Genomic DNA, 21,622 nt, shown 5'->3' with positions numbered 1-21,622 from the left:
CTGCAAAGGTAGCAATCTTTTCCGCTCCCGCAATATTTATTTTAAAATAAATACCGCTCTCCATCTCGCTATGCCATTCTTTCAACCAAACCCTTCCTCCGAAGCGGGATGCAAAAGTAGGATTTTTTATCGTACACGCAAAGCTTTTTTAAGGATTATCCAAAGGTCTCGGATAACTGCGTGGTTTTCAACAGGAAAAAGTTTTGCAGATAGCAAAACTTTTTGAAAGAATGCGTGTTTATAGCAGCCCCCACCTTCAGGCTTCCGGAGTTTTCCCTGCGCCCGGCCGTTTAAAACTTCGGAAGACCCTGCCACATAAACCCGATTGAAATGAATCCCGATGTAAAGTCGGGAGAAATGAAAAGCGGGAACCAGCTTAGATAGTAGCACCAAAACTGCTTTGCTAAAAAAACAAAAGCACTCCTATATATAGTGTAGCAATAACATGGGTGAGTGAATAAACTTCCCAAGTTCTTGAGCAGCAATTAACAACTATCATATCGAATTTTTGAACAATAATTAATACTTTTATGGCTTTATTAAACCATCCATATAAATGAAGTTGATGCTCAAACTATACTTTTCTCTGCTATTTATCGGCATGGCGGAAATCGGTTATGCGCAAAATTATAAAAATGAGCTTGTTATTATCTCTGAGAATGATGCTTATATAGATATTACGAGCGATCGATATTATACAAACGGTGCTTTTATCAAATATCGGCATGCCCTGAATGGGGAGAACTTAAAAGCAGGAAGAAGTAAAGAAATTATCGGTTTTGAATTCGGCCAAAAAATATATAATCCATATTACAGCTTTGTACCAAACCCTGCCCTGCACGACCGCCCTTTTACGGCATACCTATATGGCGAGGCAAATTATAGCCGGTTTTACGCAAATAAACAGATGCTTAAGGTTTCTGCACAGATTGGACTTACCGGAAAAGATGCTTTGGGTGAAGAATTTCAAAAAGCATTTCATAAACTGGTTGGTCAAAATCAGATTGAAGGATGGGAATATGGCCTAAACAGCGAACCAACATTAAACCTGGGTGTAGAATATAATAGGCTTTTAATGAGCACAAACAATAAAATATTCGATATTACAGGAACAACGTCAGCAGCAGTTGGTAATGTGATTACAAAAGCAAATCTCGGCGCAATGTTCCGCCTGGGCAGATTTAATGATATGGACGGTTCATCGGCTTTTAATAGCTTGGTGAGCAATAACCATCCGAACAAAGCACAGCGCAAATACGAACTTTTCCTTTCTGTTAGTCCGCAGTTACATGCCATTGCTTTCGATTCGAGTTTGCAGGGTGGCTTGTTTTTGAATGATAAAGGGCCAATCACATTTAAACCTAAGCCAATTGTTTTTACCACACAGGTAGGTTTAACCTTCGCCATTGCACGTTGGACAGCCAATTATACCGCTACTTTTACTTCTAACGAAGTTAAAAACAGTGCCACGGGCTACCGTTATGCCTTTTATAGTCTTGCTTACCGTTTTAGTAAAAGCTAATGAAAAAACAACTACTCTCTTTTATTCTCGTTATTACAGGCTGTGTATTTGCTAAAGCTCAAATTGCTCCCGAAAATCATTCGATTATTATTAAGCCCATATTTGGTACACATATAAATAATGATCAGGGGCATCTGTTTCAGGACCAGATTACCGGATTTGATGCGGCTTATTTTAAAGATATCAGTCAGAACACCGATAAATGGATTGGATTTGGTGGTGCCAAATCTTACGGAATCGGATTTGTTTTTAGAGACCTGAGCAAGCTGAAAGGTACAAAAGATACTTCGGCCAATGCTTTTGGGCAGGTATATGGTTTAGTGGCACAGATGGATTTTCAGCTATTCAAAGTTGGAAAAGCGAAATTTAATTTTACGCCGGGCGTTGGCTTGGGCTACACGAACAAGTATTACTTTAATAATACCAAAAACCGATTTTTGGGAAGCCCGATTAATGAAACCATTAAAGCAGATTTGGGAATGGAGCTGCCAATGGGCAAATACACCGATCTACTGGTCGGTTTCGGCTTTCTACATGTATCAAACGGAGGGGCCACTGTTCCAAATGGAGGATTGAATACTGGAAACATTTACGTCGGACTCAAACTAAACAACCCGAAAACATTAACTGCTGAGCGGAAAAGCACCTATACCACATTACAGCGTAATTCAATTGAGCTTAGTGCGGGTTTAGGCGCAAGGGGCGTATTTGGCGATAGAACCAAAAGCTTATACAAAAGTGGATTATATGCAGGTTACAATTTTTACCTGAATGATGTGATGTCGCTTAAGGCCGGTGCAGATGCCGTTTATTATTATACCGTATTTGACCCGGATAATTATGGAGCAACCTTTCAGAACTACGGCACATCGTATGATAAATGGCGTACCGGAATCAGTATTGGTGCTGATATCAACTTATGGCGCATAACCGTTGCGGCTCAGATTGGAAAATACATCCACTATAATAGGTTGATGGATAAAGCAACCTGGTACTGGACATTCGGACCAACTTTTAATATTACGCCGCACATTGGCTTACAGGCCAAAACCTATATGCACTTTGCGCAGGCAGATTATGTAAACTGGGGCGTGGTATACAGATTTTAATATTGACCTGTACTTAGTAATACCAAAGTACAGGCTTCAACTGGTTCGATATTGTGCTGATCCAATAATTTTTCGAGCTCATAATTTTCAGTTCCCGGATTGAAAATTACCCGCTTGGGTTTTGTTGCCAGGATGTAATCATGATATTGCGCTTGTAGAGATGGGCCAATATATAAAGTTATGGTATCTATATCGGTGTGGATCTGATCCGGTTTTTCAATTTCTACTCCTGCAACCTCTCCTTTTTTTATACCTACGTTAACAATCTCGTGATTGAAGCGCTTGAGCATATTGGCTGCTTTATAAGCATATCTGGATGGGTTTGGCGATGCGCCGATGATGAGTGTCTTCTTCATTATAATTTGATTACACAGATTGGATGATTACACAGATTGATTAAGCTATTAAAATTTGGAAAGTAAAGCGATCTGACCAGAATGGTAGGCATGGTGCTGTGCTAAACCACTTAAAAGCTCTGCATTGGTTACACCTGTTCCCAATGCCGGATTTCGCTCACTCTTTACTTCATCATTCCATTGGTTATCTTTTATGCTTTCGCACAAGCGGATAAGTTCTTCATTAGCAATTTTAAAGTTAAATATAATGCGCTCCCAGACCTTAGGCGTTCTACTTTCGGGCATTGGCCAATCGCCCATTGCGGGTTCTGCAGCAGGTTTCCCACTCAGTCTTGAAGTCACTTCTTCTGTCCAGGCAGTTAAATGCAGGGCAATTTCGGCAATGGAATGCGCCCCTGGCACAAAATGGCTAAATGCACTTTCAGGGTTAACGTTATTTAAGGTTTGCATTACATGGTTACCATGCCAGGCATCGCCATTAAAAGCCTTTTTTATTTCGTTCGTGATATTAAACATACCTAAACAACAATTGGGGCAATATAAAGTTTGTTAAGATGCGTTTAATATCGCATTTGCACAGTTAATGCCATCTATTGCTGCCGATACAATTCCACCGGCATAACCTGCGCCTTCTGCACAAGGATATAAACCTTTTACCTGAGGATGCTGATAAGTCTCTTTATCTCTCGGAATTCTGACCGGAGACGAAGTTCTGCTCTCTACCCCTACCAAAACAGCTTCATTTGTATAATAACCTTTAATCTTTTTCCCGAACAAAGGCAGTGCCGCGCGTAAGCTATCCGATACGAAATCGGGTAAAATATTATCCAGCATCGAACTTTTGGTGCCAGGCAGATAGGAGTTTTTTGGTAGATCGATCGATAATTTATTGTTCACAAAATCAACCATGCGCTGGGCCGGCGCTACAAGATTTCCGCCGCCGGCCTCAAAAGCCATTTTTTCAATTTCCGACTGGAAATGCAACATTCTAAGCGGATCATAACCCTGAACATCGTTTAAGGTAACCTGAACCACCGTGCCTGAATTGGCATAAGGGTTATTCCGTTTAGATGGCGACCAACCATTTACTACGATCTCATTTTTGCCTGTAGAACAAGGCGCAATAATGCCTCCAGGGCACATGCAAAAAGAAAACACCCCCCGGGCACCAACCTGCTCTACCAAACTGTAGTAAGCAGGAGGTAAAAACTCTGATCTAATATCGCAATGGTACTGGGCTGAATCAATAATGTCCTGAGGATGCTCAATCCGTACACCTAATGCAAATGGTTTTGCCTCAATCAGGATATTTTTACTGTTCAACAATTCGTACACATCTCTTGCAGAATGACCAGTTGCCAAAATAATATCATCTGCGAACAACTTTTCTTCAAAATTTATCTCAATTCCTTTTACTTTTCCTAATTCGATCAAAATATCAGTCATACGGCTATCGAACATCACCTCGCCCCCAGCATTCAGGATCGTATCTTTTATGGAAGTGATAATATGCGGAAGTTTATTGGTGCCTATATGTGGGCGGGCATCGATAGCAATATCGGCTTCTGCCCCATGGTTTACAAAAACCTGAAGTACCTTATTAATATCGCCCCGCTTATTAGAACGGGTATAAAGTTTACCATCAGAATAGGTTCCCGCCCCACCTTCACCATAACAATAATTAGATTCAGTATTTACTAATCCCTGTTTGTTTATGGCTGCCAAATCTCTCCGGCGTTGTTTTACATCTTTACCACGTTCGATAATAATGGGCTTTAATCCATTCTCTATACACTGCAAGGCTGCAAACAAGCCGGCCGGGCCAGCCCCAATAATAATCACAGGCTTAGCATCGCTTACATTTTTATAATTAATGGTGTATACTTCGGGAATAGCTTCCTCATCGACAAAAACCTTCACCTGAAGTCTGAATATCACTTTTCTTGAACGGGCATCTATCGATCTTTTCAGGATTTCATAGCCTTTAATTCTTGATCCGGGTAATTTTAGCGCTTCAGCCAGTTTCTGGTTAATCACTTCTGTTTGCTCAACCTCGTGCGGGAGCAGCGTAATTTCAATGTCTTTTTGCATATCATGTCAGGTTTTTATCCCGAACGGTACAAAGATAGGCAACTGATAGCATATTTGATGATTTCAGCATATGACTAAAAATTATTACCAGACTAAAGTAATGCTTTTATGTTTTTTTTTGGAAAGCAACTGCAGTATTCCATAGCTCACTTTCTTCCCGCTCTACCTCCTTCCCCGATGAAAACCTGTGAAACAAGCAAGCACACAATGGCATAATAAAAAAGCAGTGCTTAATCAGGGGCATCCGTTCGATCGGGTTTAGATGCGGCTTTGTTACTACTATGCAGGTTTTCCGTGCCACAGCCCAAAGTTTTTAGCCCCCGATCGGAGCGGACACGAAGTAGAGCGAAGAGCGGGACCAGCATAAAAAAAAGCGAAAAGCACTGCGCTCCAAAACAAAAAACACCAATTTAATCTCATTAAATTCAATGATTAGCTTGTCAACCTGTCATATAAATACCGAAACTGTAACAAAGGCATGCAATTTGATATCTAATTCGTAAATTGACCATAAATCAATTTTATTAAAAAGACAAAAACCATAAAAATGAAAAGATTAATATTTGGAATTTTAGCTGCAGTTATTGCAGTGAGCACTTTAAGTTCATGCGGATACAACAGCATGGTTAAACTTGATGAGAACGTTAAATCGAAATGGGGAACCGTGCAAACCCAGTACCAAAGAAGAGCCGATTTAATTCCGAACCTGGTAGCAACTGTAAAAGGAGCAGCTAAATTTGAGCAGGGTACTTTGACTGCCGTAACCGAAGCACGCGCAAAAGCAACTCAAATGACGGTTAAAGCTGATGAACTGACACCAGAAAACATCCAGAAATACCAGGCTGCTCAGGGACAATTGAGTCAGGCTTTGGGTAAATTATTATCGATTACCGAAAATTACCCTGAATTAAGGGCTACCCAGCAATTTAGTGATTTATCGGCACAGTTAGAAAGTACCGAAAACAGGATCACTGTTGCCCGTAAAGATTTTAACGATGCGGTACAGGAATATAATGGCAAAATCAGATCGTTCCCAACCAATTTAACTGCTGGCATGTTCGGCTTTAAAGCTAAGGGATATTTCGAGGCCGATGCTACTGCAAAAGATGCACCTAAAGTAGAATTTTAATATTCTCAATACAATATATAAGGGTAGTGAATGTTTATTAACTAAGCATTTATTACCCTTTTTACTTCATACAAAATAAGCACATGTCGTTATTTTCAGATATTGAACAAGAAAAAATAGCAAACGCGATCTCCGATGCAGAAAGAGCAACATCTGGAGAAATTAGGATTGCTATTGACAAACATTGCGCGGGTGATCCATACGAAAAAGCTATCGAGTATTTTACCAAGCTGGATATGGACAAAACAGCCAAAAGAAACGGGGTGCTGATTTACCTGGCGCATGCCGATCATAAGTTTGCCATTATTGGCGATGTGGGTATTAACCAGGTAGTACCCGAAAATTTTTGGGAAACAGCCAAAATAGCGATGACTGCACACTTTGCAAAAGGTAATTTAGCTGATGGCATTATTGCGGGCGTAGCATTGGCGGGAGAAAAGCTAGCCTTATTCTTTCCTCCTCAAAAAGGCGACATTAATGAATTGCCAAATGATATCATTTTTATGGACAATTTAGAGCAGAAATAAGCGATGAAGAAAATATTCCTTTTCTCGTTACTGAGTTTATTATTCACTTTCGCCTTTGCACAGGATTTTCCAGAGAAACCCAATACTCTGGTTAATGATTATGCTAATGTGTTATCAGCCGATCAAAAGCAGCAACTGGAGACTAAATTAGTGGCTTTTAATGATTCGTCATCAACACAGATTGCCATAGCGATATTAAAATCGGTAGGCGATTACGACATTAACGAATATGCCGTTGAGCTGGGCCGAAAATGGGGAGTTGGCCAAAGTGGCAAAAACAATGGTATTATGATTGTTGTGGCCGTTGGCGATCGAAAAATCTCTATACAAACCGGTTATGGCTTAGAAGGTGCATTACCCGATATTTATGCCAAACGTATTATTGATAACGACATTAAACCCAATTTTAGAGCAGGAAATTATTATGCCGGCTTGGATGAAGCTACTACTTCGATTATAAAATATACCAGGGGCGAATATAAAAATGATAGCCCAAAAGCTTCTTCAAAGAAAGGTGGCTCAGGCAGTATCATCATTATTATCATTATCGTCATCGTGATTATCATTATTATGCGTAAAGGTGGTGGCGGTGGCAGCGAAGTCATTGGTGGCCGGGGTGCCTCTAATGCTTTGTTCTGGGCTATGCTTTTTGGAAGCGGTGGCGGTGGCGGCCGAAGCAGCGGTGGCTGGGGAGGTGGTTCTTCTGGCGGAGGCAGCGGATTCGGTGGTTTTGGAGGAGGAAGCTTTGGCGGTGGCGGAAGCAGCGGAAGCTGGTAGCTCTATAGTCCATAGTCCATAGTCCATAGTCCATAGATTGGAGTCTTTTTGATTTTGAACGTTACAATTTTCCAACAGATTAAACATTACAACAATAATGTACAGAAGAGATTTAATCACATCAGAAATACAGAAACTTGCACAGGTTTTGGCTCGGATTATGGGCTTAAAGCTAGAAGGTAAGTTGGCCGAGGCCAATCAACTTTTTGACGAAACTATGGAAGGCGGTTTTCAATTACCAAAAGAAATTCTGGAAAATGAAACGCTTTCCGTTTTTGAAAATTGGTTAGCCGAAGGCGACCTTCCTCCCGAAAAACTCGACTCGCTCAGCGAATTCTTATATTACGAGTTAGGTACAAGCCCTGATAGAAACCAAATGATTGCGCCAAAGCTGAATTTAGTTTATCAATACCTGTCAGATCGGCACAAGATCGTACATTTGGTAAACTTGCACCGTCAGAAAACCATACAACAATACCTTCGCTAAGCGCCAAGCGCATGGCGCAAAAAATAAACAACATAAATAGATGATTATAGAAAAGTGGCAGAAAATTGCCTCTAAATATTTAGTAAGAGAAAAGTGGGCTACCTTGCGTGTAGACGAGGTTAAACTGCCTGATGGCATTATAAAAGACGATTATTATGTTTTAGAGTATCCAAACTGGGTTAATGCAATTGCATTAACAGAAGAAAGAAAAATAATCATGGTACGCCAATACCGCCATGCGGCCGATATTGTTTCTCTTGAAGTTCCGGGCGGAGTGATTGATGGTGACGAAGCACCTGAATTTGCCGTTAAACGTGAACTCCTAGAAGAAACTGGTTACAGTTTTAAAACCTGCAAACTTATTGCCGAGCTTTATCCCAATCCTGCAACCTCAAACAACAAAACCTTTACCTATTTCTTAACAGGTGGCATTAAAACGCATGAACAGCATTTAGATGAGCATGAAATATTAAATGTTGAAGAATATACTATTGAGGAAGTAAAGCAACTGATAAAAGACAATAAAATAGCCCAGGCATTACACGTTGCCGGTTTGCTCTATGGCTTAGCTGAAGTGGAAAAACTTTAAATATTTTAAAAAGCCATATCAAAACAAAGGCCCGATAAAATATCGGGCCTTTGTTTTTTGCATAAACTTTTGAACATGAACGAAAGATTTTATTTAAACCCTTCTACCTTTCTGTTCCTGAACTCAGTTTAGCTCATTTTTAATTTCTTTTGGATATCGTGTACGTAAGCTTTAAACTTTTTATCGGTATCGATTAAATCTTCTACCGTTTGGCAAGCATAAATTACGGTACTGTGATCGCGGCCACCGAAGAAAGCACCAATTGTTTTCAACGATGATTTTGTATGACTTTTAGAAAGGTACATTGAGATCTGGCGTGCCTGAACAATTTCGCGTTTACGTGTCTGCGATTTAACCATATCAACAGGAACCTCAAAATACTCGCAAACCAATTTCTGAATGTACTCCATTGAAATTTCTTTAGAAGTATTTTTAATGAAGTTCTTCAGCATTTGCTTAGCAAGGGCTAAATCGATTTCTTTTTTATTCAATGTAGCCTGTGCCAAAAGAGATACCATAGCACCCTCTAACTCACGCACATTGTTATCAATGTTGTGTGCAACATATTCTACCACCTCGCCTGGTAACTCAATACCATCAGCATACATTTTCTTTCTTAAAATGGCAATACGTGTTTCCAGATCAGGAATCTGAAGGTCTGCAGATAAGCCCCATTTGAAACGGCTTAACAAACGCTCTTCCAAACCAGCTAAATCTTTCGGTGCTTTATCAGATGTTAAGATTACCTGTTTGCCCGATTGGTGAAGGTGATTGAAAATGTGGAAGAAAATGTCCTGTGTTTTTTCTTTACCTGCAAAGTTGTGTACATCATCCATAATGATCACATCCATTGCCTGGTAAAAGTTAACGAAATCGTTAATGGTGTTGTTTTTTAATGAATCTACAAACTGCTGACAGAATTTCTCACAGCTTACATAAATCACTAATTTATCTGGCATGCTGCGTTTAATCTCGTTACCGATTGCCTGCGCCAGGTGTGTTTTACCCAAACCTACTCCGCCGTAAATCATTAAAGGGTTAAAAGATGTACCTCCTGGTTTAGCAGCTACAGCGTAACCTGCAGAACGCGCCAAGCGGTTGCAATCTCCCTCAATATAATTTTCGAAAGTATAGTTAGAGTTTAATTGTGGATCAACATTTAATTTTTTTAATCCAGGGATAATAAATGGGTTTTTAATATCCTTATTAATGGAAACCGGAATCGGCATCGATTGTACCTTTGCCTCCGCTCCATTTCCATTTGAGGGCATATTGGTAGTATAAGGATTACCGCTGTTTGATGATTTATCTACAACGATGTTATATTCCAACCTGCCATCCTCTCCAAGTTGTTTTTTTACAGTCTTGCGTAGCAAGCCTACATAATGTTCTTCAAGCCATTCGTAAAAGAACAAACTTGGCACCTGTATAGTTAAAACCTTACCTTCCAATTTAAGGGCTGTTATTGGCTCGAACCAGGTTTTGAAACTTTGGCTCGGAATGTTATCCTTAATAATTTGAAGACAGTTCTTCCATACTTCTGTACAAGTTTTTTCCATTGCGATTTCTATAATTTATTGGTTTACAGTGCCTATTCGAATTAAAGGGATGGTCCGTTTAGGGACTACGAATATTGAGAAAATTATCAACATTTTAAACAAAAATTTCAAATAAATCGTAACGTACTGATAAGGAATATAGTAGCCCGCTTAACCTCAATTTTTTATGTTGATAACTATTTATTAACACTGGTTATCCACATTAACCATAATTTAACATCAATACCTCCCCATCACTTCGAATAACTGGTGAAAAAGCAAAATCTAAGCCATTTTAGGCGCTAGTTAAGCGTTTTAGTTTTTTAAAATCTCGAATAAACTGAGAATCAAAGCCATAAGATAAATAAATTAGCATTAATTTAAGCAGATCATTTAAATTAATATTAATTTATTTCATTTCGCCTTATTATTGTATGAATTTTACGACAGCTTAGCTCATTATTTCAAGATAATGAACAAAATATCTGTTCATTTTATCAAGGTTAATTAAAAGCAGAATCCCTTTAATTTTATCCTGAAATAAAGCGCTATACCAAACAGGTTAAGCTTATTAATAAATGCCAAAAGTCCGTCTAAACACATCTGCGATTTCCCCGAGTGTAGCATATTTTTCAACGGCATCTATAATCAGCGGCATCAGATTTTTCTCGCCTTTAGCAGCTTCTTCCAGCTTTTGTAATGCTTTTCCTACAGCATCACCATCACGGGTTGCCTTTAAATGTTCTAATTTTTGAGATTGCAGTTTACGGATTGAATCATCAATATTAAAAACCTCTGTAAGGCCTTCTTCCTCCTGGGTAAACTTATTTACGCCTACCGAGATTCTTTCGCCATTTTCGATTTCTTTCTGATATTGGTAAGCTGCATCAGCAATCTCATTTTGCATATAGCTGCTTTCGATGGCATTAACCGAGCCGCCCATTACATCTATGCGGTCGATATAAGCCCAGGCAGCAGCCTCTACTTCATCAGTCAAACGCTCAACAAAAAACGATCCAGCCAATGGATCTACGGTATCGGTAACGCCGCTCTCGAAAGCAATGATCTGCTGGGTACGTAACGCAATTTTTGCAGCTGATTCGGTTGGAAGCGAAAGCGCTTCATCATAACCATTGGTATGTAAGGACTGGGTTCCGCCAAGAACTGCAGCCATGGCCTGATTGCTTACCCTGATTACATTGTTTAATGGTTGTTGCGCCGTTAGGGTTGAGCCCCCGGTTTGTGTATGAAATCTTAACATCTGCGCTTTTTCGTCTGTGGCCCCCAAATCTTTGGTAATTTTCGCCCACATTCGCCTTGCAGCCCTAAATTTAGCTATTTCTTCAAAGAAATTATTGTGGCAATTGAAGAAGAATGATAACCGTTTCGCAAACACATTAATATCTAAACCTTTATCCAGAGCGGCTTTTAGGTAGGTTTTGCCGTTAGCTAATGTAAAAGCAAGTTCTTGCACAGCGGTTGATCCAGCTTCACGAATGTGGTAGCCCGATATAGAAATGGTATTCCACTTTGGCACTTCTTTGCTACAAAACTCAAAAATATCGGTAATTAAACGCATCGATTGTTTTGGCGGATAGATATATGTCCCCCTCGCAGCGTATTCTTTTAAGATGTCGTTCTGTATCGTCCCCGAAATCTGTTTTAAATCCGCACCTTGTTTTTTAGCCAGCGCAATATACATGGCCAGTAAAATTGAAGCCGTTGCGTTGATCGTCATCGAAGTAGTAATGTCTTTCAGTTCGATGCCATCAAATAAAATTTCAATATCCTTTAACGAATCGATAGCTACCCCCACCTTACCCACCTCTCCATCGGCCATTTCATGATCAGAATCATAACCAATCTGCGTTGGAAGATCAAAAGCAACAGATAGCCCAGTTGTTCCCTGAGCCAATAAATAATGATAACGCTTGTTTGATTCTTCAGCGGTCGAAAAACCAGCATACTGTCTCATCGTCCACAAACGACCGCGGTACATATCCTTCTGGATCCCCCTGGTAAAAGGAAATTCACCCGGCAACTCTTCCATTGGCCTCGCTTCGGTATACAGCGCTTTTATTTCAATACCCGAAGTGGTGGTGTGCTTTTTCTCGCTCATAATTGGTTAGTTTATTAGTTCAATGGTCATTGGTTCATTGGTCCAGCCGAGTTGGCTAATTGCGCATATTTTGCAGATCAATCTAAAACAGTTAACCAATTACGCAGTAGAACAATGACCGATTGACGTTAAAATAGTCTATGAATGTCTTTCTTAATCAGTTCGATGGTTAAATCGTAAGGATTTTCATCAATACTGGCCATATGCTGTAAAATTGCTTTACTCAACTCAATTCCATTTGCATCAGCAGGTAAACCTTGTACTGCATTGTTAATCATAGCAATCGTATCATCTTTCAATTTACGCACCACACTCCAGGTTACGCTATCTACATACAGCTGTTGGGTAATATTATGTTGATACTCTGAGCGGATTTCATTTAAAACACCAGCTTGCAGCGTAGCAATGGCAATTCCTTGCTGATGCAGGCGAACAAGCAAATTTGCGGGGTTAATACGATCGATAAATATGATTAAACGCTCGTGCGCCTGTAAGCGCAAAGGCAAAATATGTGCCCGGCTTTCTTTGTTCAGCTCGATGGTTTTTAAGTTAAAGAAACGCTGGATATCGTTCTTTAAAAGATAATAAACAGCCATTAGTGCAATGAAAATGCCTGCAAATAAGATCACTATATCAACTAAAATTTGTTGGGTATTCATAAGTATTGTTTAATTACGGTAATATTAACAGACCGTTAAAAGCAAAAATGTGCATTATTATTTATATTTGTAACAGATAAAATTTAAATAACATGAGCACAACAGTTGATACAGCATTTGCACCAGTTACTTTTTCTGAAGGAGCAGCTAAAGAGTTATATAAATTAAAGGATCAGCAGGAGATCAGTGAAGATTATGGATTACGTGTTGGCGTAGAAGGTGGCGGCTGTGCTGGCATGAATTACGTTTTAGGTTTTGATCAGAAAAAAGATGGTGATCAGGAATTTTTTATAGATGGCATTAAGGTTTTTATGAACAAAGCACACCAGATGTACTTAATGGGCATGATGATCGATTGGCAGGATGGATTAAACTCTCGTGGTTTCACCTTCGTTAATCCTAACGCAACCAGCACCTGTGGTTGTGGTACGAGTTTCTCGGCATAAATAAAATATTATTGTAACATATAGTGCAGTCCCCTTGTCTAAACATCGGGACTTTTTTTATTTTTACCCATAGAGGTTGAAGGCAAAAGGTATAGGGTATAAGGTTAATCCATCTTAATACTTGATACTCAATACTTGATCCGATACTTGATACTTACAATAAATGAATTACAGAGAAAACATCAGACTGGCATTAGAATCTATTAAAGCGAACCGCTTGCGTACTATGCTTACCGCCTTAATTATTGCCATCGGTTTAATGGCTTTGGTTGGGATTTTAACCACTCTTGATGCTGTAAAGAAAAGTATGACTGATGCTTTTAGTAGTATGGGAGCCAACTCTTTTACCATTAGAAACCGTGGCACAGGAATTAGGATTGGAAATGGCAAACGCCCAAAACCTTTTAAAGCCATCCGCTACGAAGATGCCGTTAAATTTAAAGATAGTCTGAATACACCCGCAACTGTTGCCGTAAGTGTTTTTGCCAGCGGTGGTTCTACCGTTAAATACGGGAGTTTAAAAACCAATCCAAATATTAATGTTCAGGGTATAGATGAAAATGGCTTAGCCTCCCAGGGGCTAAATTTATCACAGGGAAGAAATTTTAGTGTTTCTGAAATACAACTCGGAAGCAATGTTTGTATTGTTGGTGGCGAAGTAGTTGAAAAATTATTTAAAGATTCCGATCCGTTAGACAAACTGATCAACGTAGGTAATAACCGCTTTAAAATTGTTGGCATATTAGAGAAAAAAGGATCGAGTATGGGCTTTAGTGGCGATAGAGCTGTATATGTGCCCTTATTAAAAGCCAAACAGATTAATGCCAATGCCAATCCATCTTATACCATAACCGTAATGGTACCCAGCAATGAGATGCAGGAAAACATTATTGGCGAATCCACTGCGCTATTCAGAAATATCCGCAAGGTAAAGGTGAACGAAACCAATAATTTCGAGATTACCAAGAGTGATGCCATTGCTCAAACTTTATTCGAAAATCTGGCATTTGTGGCTATTGGTGGTGTTGCCATTGGAATTATAACCCTGATTGGAGCTTCAATCGGTTTAATGAATATCATGCTGGTTTCGGTTACTGAACGTACACGCGAAATTGGCATCCGTAAAGCAATTGGCGCAAACCCGAAGGTAATTCGTCGCCAGTTCTTAATCGAGGCCGTAGTAATCTGTTTAATGGGTGGTGCTTTAGGTATTTTTCTGGGAATAGTTTTAGGGAACCTGATTTCCCTGGCCATGGGCGGCGCATTCTTAATCCCCTGGCTGTTTATTATTGGTGGTTTTGTATTATGTGTATTGGTAGGAATCCTATCTGGATATTATCCTGCTAAAAAAGCGTCAAAGCTAGATCCTGTAGAGGCGCTGAGATATGAATAGAATTGGTTCAATAGTTCATTGGTCAATGGTTCATTAGTTTCAATGGTCTAAAGAGTTAATTGTTCATTTGGTTGATGGTGTGTTGGTTCATGGTTGATAGCTTAAAGGGCTTAATTGATCATTGTTTGAATCGGTTACCTAAAAAAGTTGTGATTAGTCCATACTAGATTTACTCCGCTTATAGATCCTGACCACGTAGTAGCTACAAGGCCATTGAAAATAATATTTCTACTTGTAAAACAAGTTTAGGATGACGAAGCTTGTAATTGGCTACTAGCAAAACCAATGAACGAATGACTAATGAACCAATGAACCTAAAGCAGTGCGTTATTCAATTGAGATTGGGTGAGCAGTTGTTGCATTAAGGGTGTACTAAGACTATCTTCGAGCGCTGCAGCATGTTTTAAATGGTGCATATCACTGCCTACAAAATCGACCATATGGTTTTCGACCATTTCTCCTGCTACTTTTTTTGCGCCAGCACCATAATAACCTGTTAAAGCAATGCCGTTCATTTGCAACAGGCAGCCGGTTTCTCTGATCTGATGATAGCTTTCAAAAGAACTGTAGTAATACGGGTAACGCTCAGGATGTGCCAACACAGGTTTGTATCCGGAATCCTGTATCATCTTTATAAAATCGATCAGGTTCTGAGGGGCATTTATATAAGATAACTCGAACAAAAGATAGTTATTACCAAAAGTTAAAACCTCTTTCTGCCTGATTTTTTTCTCTAAGGTTTCATCTAGGTAATATTCGGCAGCAGCATCAACTTCTAGATCCAATTCGATTTCTTGCAGGCCTTTTCTCAATGTATCGAGCCCACGGTAAATGGTATCGGGCGTATTTCGAAAATAATCGGCCATGATGTGCGGAGTGGCGATTAGTTTCTTATAACCAAGATCTTTAAATTTTTTAGCCAAAAGAAGAGAATCTTTTAACGTTTGTGCACCATCATCAATCCCCGGAATAATGTGCGAGTGCATATCTGTGCAGATACCAGAGAAATTAAATTCGGGTACTATTTTTTTCTTTTTAAATAATCCGAACATACTTATAGATCATAGCTTTAACTTATCTCTTTTGGCAAATTACTTGCCTCTGCTGCACCAGCTAATTTAGAGGAATAGATTTTATCGAGCAAATTATTTAAATCTTCACTTAAATCGAACTGCAGGTCTTCGTGCAGTTTTTTAAATTTATTTATGGTTACCGCGACAGTTTTTAAGTAAAATATACTAAAAAGCATCATAAAATCGCGGTAACCAAAAATTGATTTCTTGTAATCAAAAGGGATGGCATTGAGGATAAAAAGTTTCAATTCTACCTCACCAACAGGATCTTTAGTCACTTTATAAAAATGATTAACCGAGATGATCATCTTCCGAACCTTTACCAATGCCTCTTTGGCATTTAGTTTTTTCAATTCCTGAATCTGTTCGTCCACATCGGCTTTGATCCTTTCTTTCCGATCATCCAAATCGGTTTCATCTTCTAATAATTTGTAATGAAGATGTTCTGTAAGCACTTTATCTTTGGCCACCAAACGCAGCAATAGCTTGTCTTTTTCTTTGACAGGCAATTCTGTTATAGCAGTTTTTAGATCTTTATGCTCCGATAACTTCATTTAAAAAGGGTTAGCCTTGATGTATTTTTCCCACTCCCATGCAGAGCGCATCATTTCATTGATATCGAGATTGGCTTTCCAGCCCAGTTCGTTATTCGATTTTTGTACGTCGCCATAAATCTGAACAATATCACCTGCCCTTCTAGGACCAATTTTATACTCAAGTTTCTCTCCGTTCACTTTTTCGAAAGCTGCAATAATTTCTAAAACTGAAGAGCCTTTACCGGTACCGATATTGAAAACATCGTAATTACCGTTAGGATTTCCTTGTTCCAGTTTCTTAATCGCTGCAACGTGTGCTTTTGCAAGATCAACCACATGGATATAATCACGGATGGCAGAACCATCAGGAGTATTGTAATCGTTGCCATAAACTGTAATCGGACCGCGTTTACCAATAGCCGATTGGGTGATGAAAGGGACAAGATTGGCAGGAACACCGTTAGGTAATTCGCCAATTAAAGCGGTTTCGTGAGCACCAACCGGGTTGAAATAACGCAAAGCAATTACATTTAAATCAGGTGTTACAGCAGCAGTTTCTGCCAATATTTCTTCGGCAATCTGCTTGGTATTTCCGTAAGGCGATTCTGCTTTCTGTACCGGAGCAGCTTCGGTTACCGGTAAAGTTTCTGGCTGACCATAAACGGTACAAGATGAAGAAAATACAAAATTGATCTTCCTGTTAAACGAAGTTAATAGGTTAATTAAACCGTAAAAATTGTTTTTATAATACTTTAGAGGTTGTTCTACCGATTCGCCAACAGCTTTTGATGCTGCAAAATGGATAATTCCATCAATATCGGTATGGTTTTCTGCAAATTCCTGAACTGCTCTATCATCCTGCAGATCGATTTCATGAAAATCGAACCATTTGCCCGTGATGGCATGAAGCTGGGTTAAAATTTTGATATTCGAATTAGAAAGGTTATCGACAATTACGACTTCGTATCCTGCGTTATGTAACTCTACTGCTGTGTGCGAACCTATGTATCCTGTTCCACCAGTAACTAATATTTTTGCCATTTTAACGGTTAAATGTGGTAAAATCTTTATGATCTATTTTCTCCAAAGCCTCTGGAGGCAATGATTTAAAATATTCGTATGTAATCTTCAATCCTTCAGCTCGGCCTACTTTTGGCTCCCAACCCAATATCGCTCTCGCTTTTGTAATATCAGGTCTGCGCTGTTTAGGATCATCTTGTGGAAGTTCTTTATAAACAATTTTCTGCGTGGTGCCTGTAAGTTTGATAATTTCCTCACAGAACTGTTTGATGGTAATTTCATCCGGATTACCAATGTTTACCGGCTGTGCATAATCGCTCATCAATAAACGGTAAATCCCTTCAATCAGGTCATCAACATAACAGAAAGAGCGTGTCTGACTTCCGTCACCAAAGATAGTTAAATCTTCGCCTCTTAAAGCCTGTCCGATAAAAGCAGGTAAAACACGGCCATCATTCAGGCGCATCCTAGGTCCATAAGTATTAAAAATCCTCACGATCCTCGTTTCTACGCCATGAAAAGTATGGTAGGCCATGGTTATGGCTTCCTGAAAACGTTTGGCCTCATCATAAACGCCACGTGGACCTACCGGATTTACATTGCCCCAATATTCCTCTGGCTGAGGATTTACATTTGGATCGCCATATACTTCTGAAGTTGAGGCAATCAGCATCCTTGCATTTTTATTTCTGGCAAGGCCCAAAAGATTATGCGTACCCAACGAACCTACTTTAAGTGTCTGGATCGGGATTTTAAGATAATCGATCGGACTTGCAGGTGAGGCAAAATGTAAAATGTAGTGAAGTTTACCGGGAATATGTACAAATTTGGAAACATCGTGGTTATAAAACTCGAAATTTTCCAGTTTGAACAAGTGTTCGATATTTGCCATATCGCCTGTAATCAGGTTATCCATCCCGATAACGTGATAACCCTCTTTCACAAAACGATCACAAAGGTGCGAGCCTAAAAATCCGGCGGCACCTGTAATCAATATTCTTTTCTGACCCATTTTAATCTATTAGTTTTCTACCTATGCTGTTATAATAATAGCCAAGATCGATCATTTTTTGCAAATCGTATAAATTTCGACCGTCGAAAACCACTTTATTTTTCAAGATGTTGTCGATTTTCTCAAAATCAGGGTTACGGAAAACCGACCATTCAGTTGCAATCAACAGTGCGTCAGCACTTTCTAAAGCTTCGTATTGGTTTTTAGCGTAGTTTACCTGGTCGCCGATAACATTTTTAACATTGTCCATCGCTTCTGGATCGAACACGGTAACGGTTGCACCGTTCTTAACCAGCGCATCGATAATATATAAGGCCGGTGCCTCGCGGATATCGTCGGTTTCTGGTTTAAAAGCCAGTCCCCAAAGCGCAAAATGTTTGCCTTTGATATCGCCTTTGTAATATTTAAGCACCTTGTCAACCAGGATTGTTTTTTGTCTTTCATTAACTTCCATTACCGATTTAAGGATCTGAAAATCGTAGGCATAATCATCAGATGATTTTACCAGTGCTTGAACATCTTTAGGGAAACATGAGCCGCCGTAACCTACGCCTGGAAAGAGGAAACGTTTACCGATGCGGTCATCAGAACCTATGCCCCTTCTTACCGAATCAACATCAGCACCTACCAGTTCGCAAAGGTTGGCAACCTCGTTCATGAAGGTGATTTTGGTAGCAAGGAAAGAGTTTGCCGCGTATTTAGTCAATTCAGAAGAACGCTCATCCATAAAAAGAATTGGGTTCCCCTGACGTACGTAAGGACCGTATAATTCAGTCATCAGCTTTTTAGCCTTTTCACTTTTTGTACCAAGCACAACACGGTCTGGTTTCATAAAGTCATCAACCGCTACACCCTCTCTTAAAAACTCAGGATTAGATACCACGTCTACTTCAATCGAAGTATTTTCGGCAAAAACAGCCTTTACCTGATCAGCCGTTCCAACCGGAACCGTTGATTTATTTACGATGACCTTATATTCGGTAATCAGTTTAGAAATATCCTTTGCAGCGCCTAAAATATAAGAAAGATCGGCAGCACCATCTCCACCTGGAGGCGTTGGCAAAGCCATAAAAATAATCTGCGCATCTTTTACAGCATCTGCAAGATTTGTTGTAAAAGTTAACCTTTCCTGTTCTATATTTCTATGGAACAAAAGATCTAAACCAGGCTCATAAATCGGCACTTCGCCAGCCTGCATTTTTTTTACTTTCGCTTCATTAATGTCAACACATATTACATCATTTCCTGTTTCTGCTAAACAGGTTCCGGTAACTAAACCTACGTATCCGGTACCAATAACGGCTATCTTCATCTGTTATAATTTATTAAACAATATTAAATTGTTTTTTATCGGTTTTAATGAGCTCACAAGCTCGGTTACTTTTAGCTGCTATGAAGTAATCATGACCTGTCTATTTATTGTATTGAATGATAGGCTAAATCGTGAGGACTCCATATATTTTTAAGCTTTTTAAATATATTCGTTTTATCTTGCCACGAAGATATGAAATTACACTAATGCTTTTGCTTTACATAATCGGAATTCGGCTTTACACTTTGCTTATTAGGATATTCTCATTATTCGATCCTAAGGCTAAACTGTTTATAAATGGCCGTAAAAACGTCTATACACAAATTGCCCAGAAAATTAATCCGGGCGAAAAACACATTTGGTTTCATTTTGCTTCTTTGGGCGAATTTGAACAGGGCCGGCCGGTTTTAGAAAAACTAAAATCGCTTTATCCAGCTAAAAAAATAGTAGTTACTTTTTTCTCCCCTTCGGGATACGAAATCAGGAAAAATTATGCCTTGGCAGATGTATTTTATCTCCCCCTTGATACCGCAGCCAATGCCAAACGTTTTATAGCAAGCATTAATCCAGAAATGGCCATTTTTACCAAATACGAATTTTGGCATTTCTATTTTAAGGAATTAAAAGACCAGGGTATTCCTTTATATGTGATTTCAGGAATTTTTAGAGAAAGTCAGGCATTTTTTAAATGGTACGGTAGCTTTTACCGCAATATTCTAAAATCAGTTACTTACTTTTTTGTGCAAAATGAAGAAAGTGAAAATCTTTTAAAATCGATCGGGCTAGATAATGTGACCATAAATGGCGATACGCGTTTCGACCGTGTTTACGAAAATGCACAATCGCCCAAACAGCTTAGCTTAATAGAAAGCTTTATCGGTAATTCTCCTACATTAGTTTGTGGAAGTACCTGGCCTGAAGATGAAAAAATATTATCTGCTTTGCCTGAAAAATATCCCAACTGGAAGTTTATCATCGCCCCACACGAGATTCACGAAAGCCATATTGAAAGTATCGAGAAGCAGTTTCCAGTTCGCAGTGTGCGGTTTTCAGTTTTCAGTTTGTCTAATCAAACGCTAAACGCCGAACACCAAACCCTCATCGTAGACAACATCGGCATGCTTTCTTCTCTCTATCAATACGGAAATGTAGCCTACATTGGTGGCGGTTTTGGAACGGGAATACACAACACTTTAGAAGCTGCAGCATTTGGTTTGCCTGTAATTTTCGGCCCAAAATACGATAAATTTCAGGAAGCTAAAGATCTAATTGCCATAGGTGCAGCCAAAAGTATTTCCACGGTTGAGGAATTAATCAGTGCTTTTGAAGGTTTTACCAAAAATGAAGATGCTGCAACGCATGCCAAAAGATATGTTGGGGATAAAAAAGGGGCAACTGATCAGATTATTTCGATGATTACGAAATCAGATCGGCCTTAGCAATTTCTTCCACAATTTCGGGAATACGCTGATCAATTGAAACCGTTACCACATCTTGTTCGTCAGCCTGAGGCTCTTCCAATGTTTCAAACTGGCTTTTTAATAAACTTGAAGGCATATATTGATGAGATCGTTTAGCAATCCGGTCGTGAATTAAATCAAAATTCCCTTTTAAATAAACAAAGCGGATTGACTCATTATCAGTTCTCAACACATCACGGTAAGCTTTTTTCAATGCAGAACAGGCAATAATGCAGCTTGTACCATGGGCAACATGTTCGCGGCCCACTTTCGCAATCAATTGAAGCCAATCTAAACGATCAGCATCTGTTAAAGGGATACCAGCGGCCATTTTATCTACATTACGTTGCGAATGCAGGTTATCACCATCTATAAATTCAGCATTTATTCTCGGCGCTAAAGCTTTACCAACTACTGTTTTACCACTTCCCGAAACGCCCATTAAAATAATAAAGCTCGCCATATTT

The 21,622-nt window shown here is 39.3% G+C and carries 23 protein-coding genes; 11 read left to right on the top strand and 12 right to left on the bottom strand.

Annotated elements, in window-relative coordinates:
• From AC1RJ8_RS05445 to AC1RJ8_RS05435, 3 genes are all read left to right on the top strand, one after another.
• Positions 1-226: hypothetical protein (locus tag AC1RJ8_RS05445; RefSeq protein WP_493008030.1), on the top strand; the 226-nt coding region annotated here is incomplete at its 5' end.
• A 339-nt stretch (positions 227-565) separates the two neighbouring features.
• The gene (locus tag AC1RJ8_RS05440; protein ID WP_492952866.1) at positions 566-1,522 is read left to right on the top strand and encodes a lipid A deacylase LpxR family protein; all 957 of its coding nucleotides are present in this window, start codon (positions 566-568) and stop codon (positions 1,520-1,522) included.
• Entirely contained in the window at positions 1,522-2,631 is a 1,110-nt protein-coding gene (locus tag AC1RJ8_RS05435) for an acyloxyacyl hydrolase (protein WP_492952865.1), read from the top strand. The genes AC1RJ8_RS05440 and AC1RJ8_RS05435 overlap by 1 nt, the downstream gene beginning before the upstream one ends.
• On the opposite strand, the gene AC1RJ8_RS05430 is transcribed toward AC1RJ8_RS05435, so the two are convergent.
• Genes AC1RJ8_RS05430 through AC1RJ8_RS05420 form a run of 3 tightly spaced genes read right to left on the bottom strand, consistent with a single transcriptional unit; the run spans position 2,628 to position 5,078 of the window.
• The gene (locus tag AC1RJ8_RS05430) at positions 2,628-2,987 is read right to left on the bottom strand and encodes a CoA-binding protein (RefSeq protein WP_492952864.1); all 360 of its coding nucleotides are present in this window, start codon (positions 2,985-2,987) and stop codon (positions 2,628-2,630) included. The genes AC1RJ8_RS05435 and AC1RJ8_RS05430 overlap by 4 nt on opposite strands.
• 48 nt (positions 2,988-3,035) lie before the next feature.
• Positions 3,036-3,503 (bottom strand): DinB family protein, encoded by a 468-nt coding sequence (locus tag AC1RJ8_RS05425; protein ID WP_492952863.1) that lies wholly within the window; start codon positions 3,501-3,503, stop codon positions 3,036-3,038.
• Positions 3,504-3,536: 33 nt separating this feature from the next.
• Complete coding sequence (locus tag AC1RJ8_RS05420; RefSeq protein WP_492952862.1) at positions 3,537-5,078, bottom strand: NAD(P)/FAD-dependent oxidoreductase; 1,542 nt, start codon at positions 5,076-5,078, stop codon at positions 3,537-3,539.
• Positions 5,079-5,625: 547 nt separating this feature from the next.
• On the opposite strand from AC1RJ8_RS05420, the gene AC1RJ8_RS05415 reads away from it, so the two are divergent.
• The 5 genes from AC1RJ8_RS05415 (at position 5,626) to AC1RJ8_RS05395 (ending at position 8,587) form a co-directional block, all read left to right on the top strand.
• Complete coding sequence (locus AC1RJ8_RS05415) at positions 5,626-6,207, top strand: LemA family protein (RefSeq protein WP_029275651.1); 582 nt, start codon at positions 5,626-5,628, stop codon at positions 6,205-6,207.
• Between the two features lie 83 nt (positions 6,208-6,290).
• Positions 6,291-6,734 (top strand): TPM domain-containing protein, encoded by a 444-nt coding sequence (locus tag AC1RJ8_RS05410; protein WP_492952861.1) that lies wholly within the window; start codon positions 6,291-6,293, stop codon positions 6,732-6,734.
• A 3-nt stretch (positions 6,735-6,737) separates the two neighbouring features.
• Positions 6,738-7,511 (top strand): TPM domain-containing protein, encoded by a 774-nt coding sequence (locus tag AC1RJ8_RS05405; protein ID WP_492952860.1) that lies wholly within the window; start codon positions 6,738-6,740, stop codon positions 7,509-7,511.
• Positions 7,512-7,608: 97 nt separating this feature from the next.
• Positions 7,609-7,998 carry a hypothetical protein gene (locus AC1RJ8_RS05400; RefSeq protein ID WP_492952859.1) on the top strand — a complete coding sequence of 130 codons (390 nt, stop codon included), beginning with the start codon at positions 7,609-7,611 and terminating at the stop codon, positions 7,996-7,998.
• Positions 7,999-8,038: 40 nt separating this feature from the next.
• Complete coding sequence (locus AC1RJ8_RS05395; protein WP_492952858.1) at positions 8,039-8,587, top strand: NUDIX hydrolase; 549 nt, start codon at positions 8,039-8,041, stop codon at positions 8,585-8,587.
• 128 nt (positions 8,588-8,715) lie between these two features.
• Here AC1RJ8_RS05395 and dnaA read toward each other — a convergent pair whose 3' ends face one another.
• From dnaA to AC1RJ8_RS05380, 3 genes are all read right to left on the bottom strand, one after another.
• On the bottom strand, positions 8,716-10,146 hold the full coding sequence (dnaA, locus tag AC1RJ8_RS05390) for a chromosomal replication initiator protein DnaA (RefSeq protein WP_029275646.1): 1,431 nt from the start codon (positions 10,144-10,146) through the stop codon (positions 8,716-8,718).
• A gap of 550 nt (positions 10,147-10,696) precedes the next feature.
• Positions 10,697-12,244 carry an acyl-CoA mutase large subunit family protein gene (locus AC1RJ8_RS05385; RefSeq protein WP_492952857.1) on the bottom strand — a complete coding sequence of 516 codons (1,548 nt, stop codon included), beginning with the start codon at positions 12,242-12,244 and terminating at the stop codon, positions 10,697-10,699.
• 128 nt (positions 12,245-12,372) lie between these two features.
• Positions 12,373-12,903 (bottom strand): DUF7935 family protein, encoded by a 531-nt coding sequence (locus tag AC1RJ8_RS05380; protein WP_492952856.1) that lies wholly within the window; start codon positions 12,901-12,903, stop codon positions 12,373-12,375.
• A gap of 92 nt (positions 12,904-12,995) precedes the next feature.
• Between AC1RJ8_RS05380 and AC1RJ8_RS05375 the strand changes: the two genes are divergently transcribed.
• Both AC1RJ8_RS05375 and AC1RJ8_RS05370 read left to right on the top strand, forming a co-directional pair.
• Complete coding sequence (locus AC1RJ8_RS05375; protein WP_057931114.1) at positions 12,996-13,349, top strand: HesB/IscA family protein; 354 nt, start codon at positions 12,996-12,998, stop codon at positions 13,347-13,349.
• Positions 13,350-13,512: 163 nt separating this feature from the next.
• On the top strand, positions 13,513-14,742 hold the full coding sequence (locus AC1RJ8_RS05370; RefSeq protein WP_492952855.1) for an ABC transporter permease: 1,230 nt from the start codon (positions 13,513-13,515) through the stop codon (positions 14,740-14,742).
• A gap of 314 nt (positions 14,743-15,056) precedes the next feature.
• Here AC1RJ8_RS05370 and AC1RJ8_RS05365 read toward each other — a convergent pair whose 3' ends face one another.
• Genes AC1RJ8_RS05365 through AC1RJ8_RS05345 form a run of 5 tightly spaced genes read right to left on the bottom strand, consistent with a single transcriptional unit; the run spans position 15,057 to position 19,695 of the window.
• The gene (locus AC1RJ8_RS05365; protein ID WP_492952854.1) at positions 15,057-15,794 is read right to left on the bottom strand and encodes a tyrosine-protein phosphatase; all 738 of its coding nucleotides are present in this window, start codon (positions 15,792-15,794) and stop codon (positions 15,057-15,059) included.
• 17 nt (positions 15,795-15,811) lie between these two features.
• The gene (locus AC1RJ8_RS05360; RefSeq protein WP_492952853.1) at positions 15,812-16,369 is read right to left on the bottom strand and encodes a hypothetical protein; all 558 of its coding nucleotides are present in this window, start codon (positions 16,367-16,369) and stop codon (positions 15,812-15,814) included.
• On the bottom strand, positions 16,370-17,392 hold the full coding sequence (gene galE, locus AC1RJ8_RS05355; RefSeq protein ID WP_492952852.1) for a UDP-glucose 4-epimerase GalE: 1,023 nt from the start codon (positions 17,390-17,392) through the stop codon (positions 16,370-16,372).
• A 1-nt stretch (position 17,393) separates the two neighbouring features.
• The gene (locus AC1RJ8_RS05350) at positions 17,394-18,383 is read right to left on the bottom strand and encodes a UDP-glucuronic acid decarboxylase family protein (protein WP_492952851.1); all 990 of its coding nucleotides are present in this window, start codon (positions 18,381-18,383) and stop codon (positions 17,394-17,396) included.
• Between the two features lies 1 nt (position 18,384).
• Positions 18,385-19,695, bottom strand: a complete 1,311-nt coding sequence (locus AC1RJ8_RS05345) for a UDP-glucose dehydrogenase family protein (RefSeq protein WP_492952850.1) — start codon at positions 19,693-19,695, stop codon at positions 18,385-18,387.
• Between the two features lie 245 nt (positions 19,696-19,940).
• On the opposite strand from AC1RJ8_RS05345, the gene AC1RJ8_RS05340 reads away from it, so the two are divergent.
• A complete protein-coding gene (locus AC1RJ8_RS05340; protein WP_492952849.1) occupies positions 19,941-21,134 on the top strand; it encodes a 3-deoxy-D-manno-octulosonic acid transferase in 1,194 nt (397 codons plus the stop codon).
• On the opposite strand, the gene AC1RJ8_RS05335 is transcribed toward AC1RJ8_RS05340, so the two are convergent.
• Positions 21,112-21,618, bottom strand: coding sequence for a gluconokinase (locus tag AC1RJ8_RS05335; protein WP_492952848.1), 507 nt, complete (start codon positions 21,616-21,618; stop codon positions 21,112-21,114). The two genes, AC1RJ8_RS05340 and AC1RJ8_RS05335, sit on opposite strands and share 23 nt — an antisense overlap.
• Positions 21,619-21,622 lie beyond the last annotated feature (4 nt).

This window comes from Pedobacter sp. GW822-FHT03F06 (genome assembly GCF_058801365.1).
Note: the sequence above shows the minus strand (reverse complement) of the source record. Positions and strands in the feature narration are given on the sequence as shown.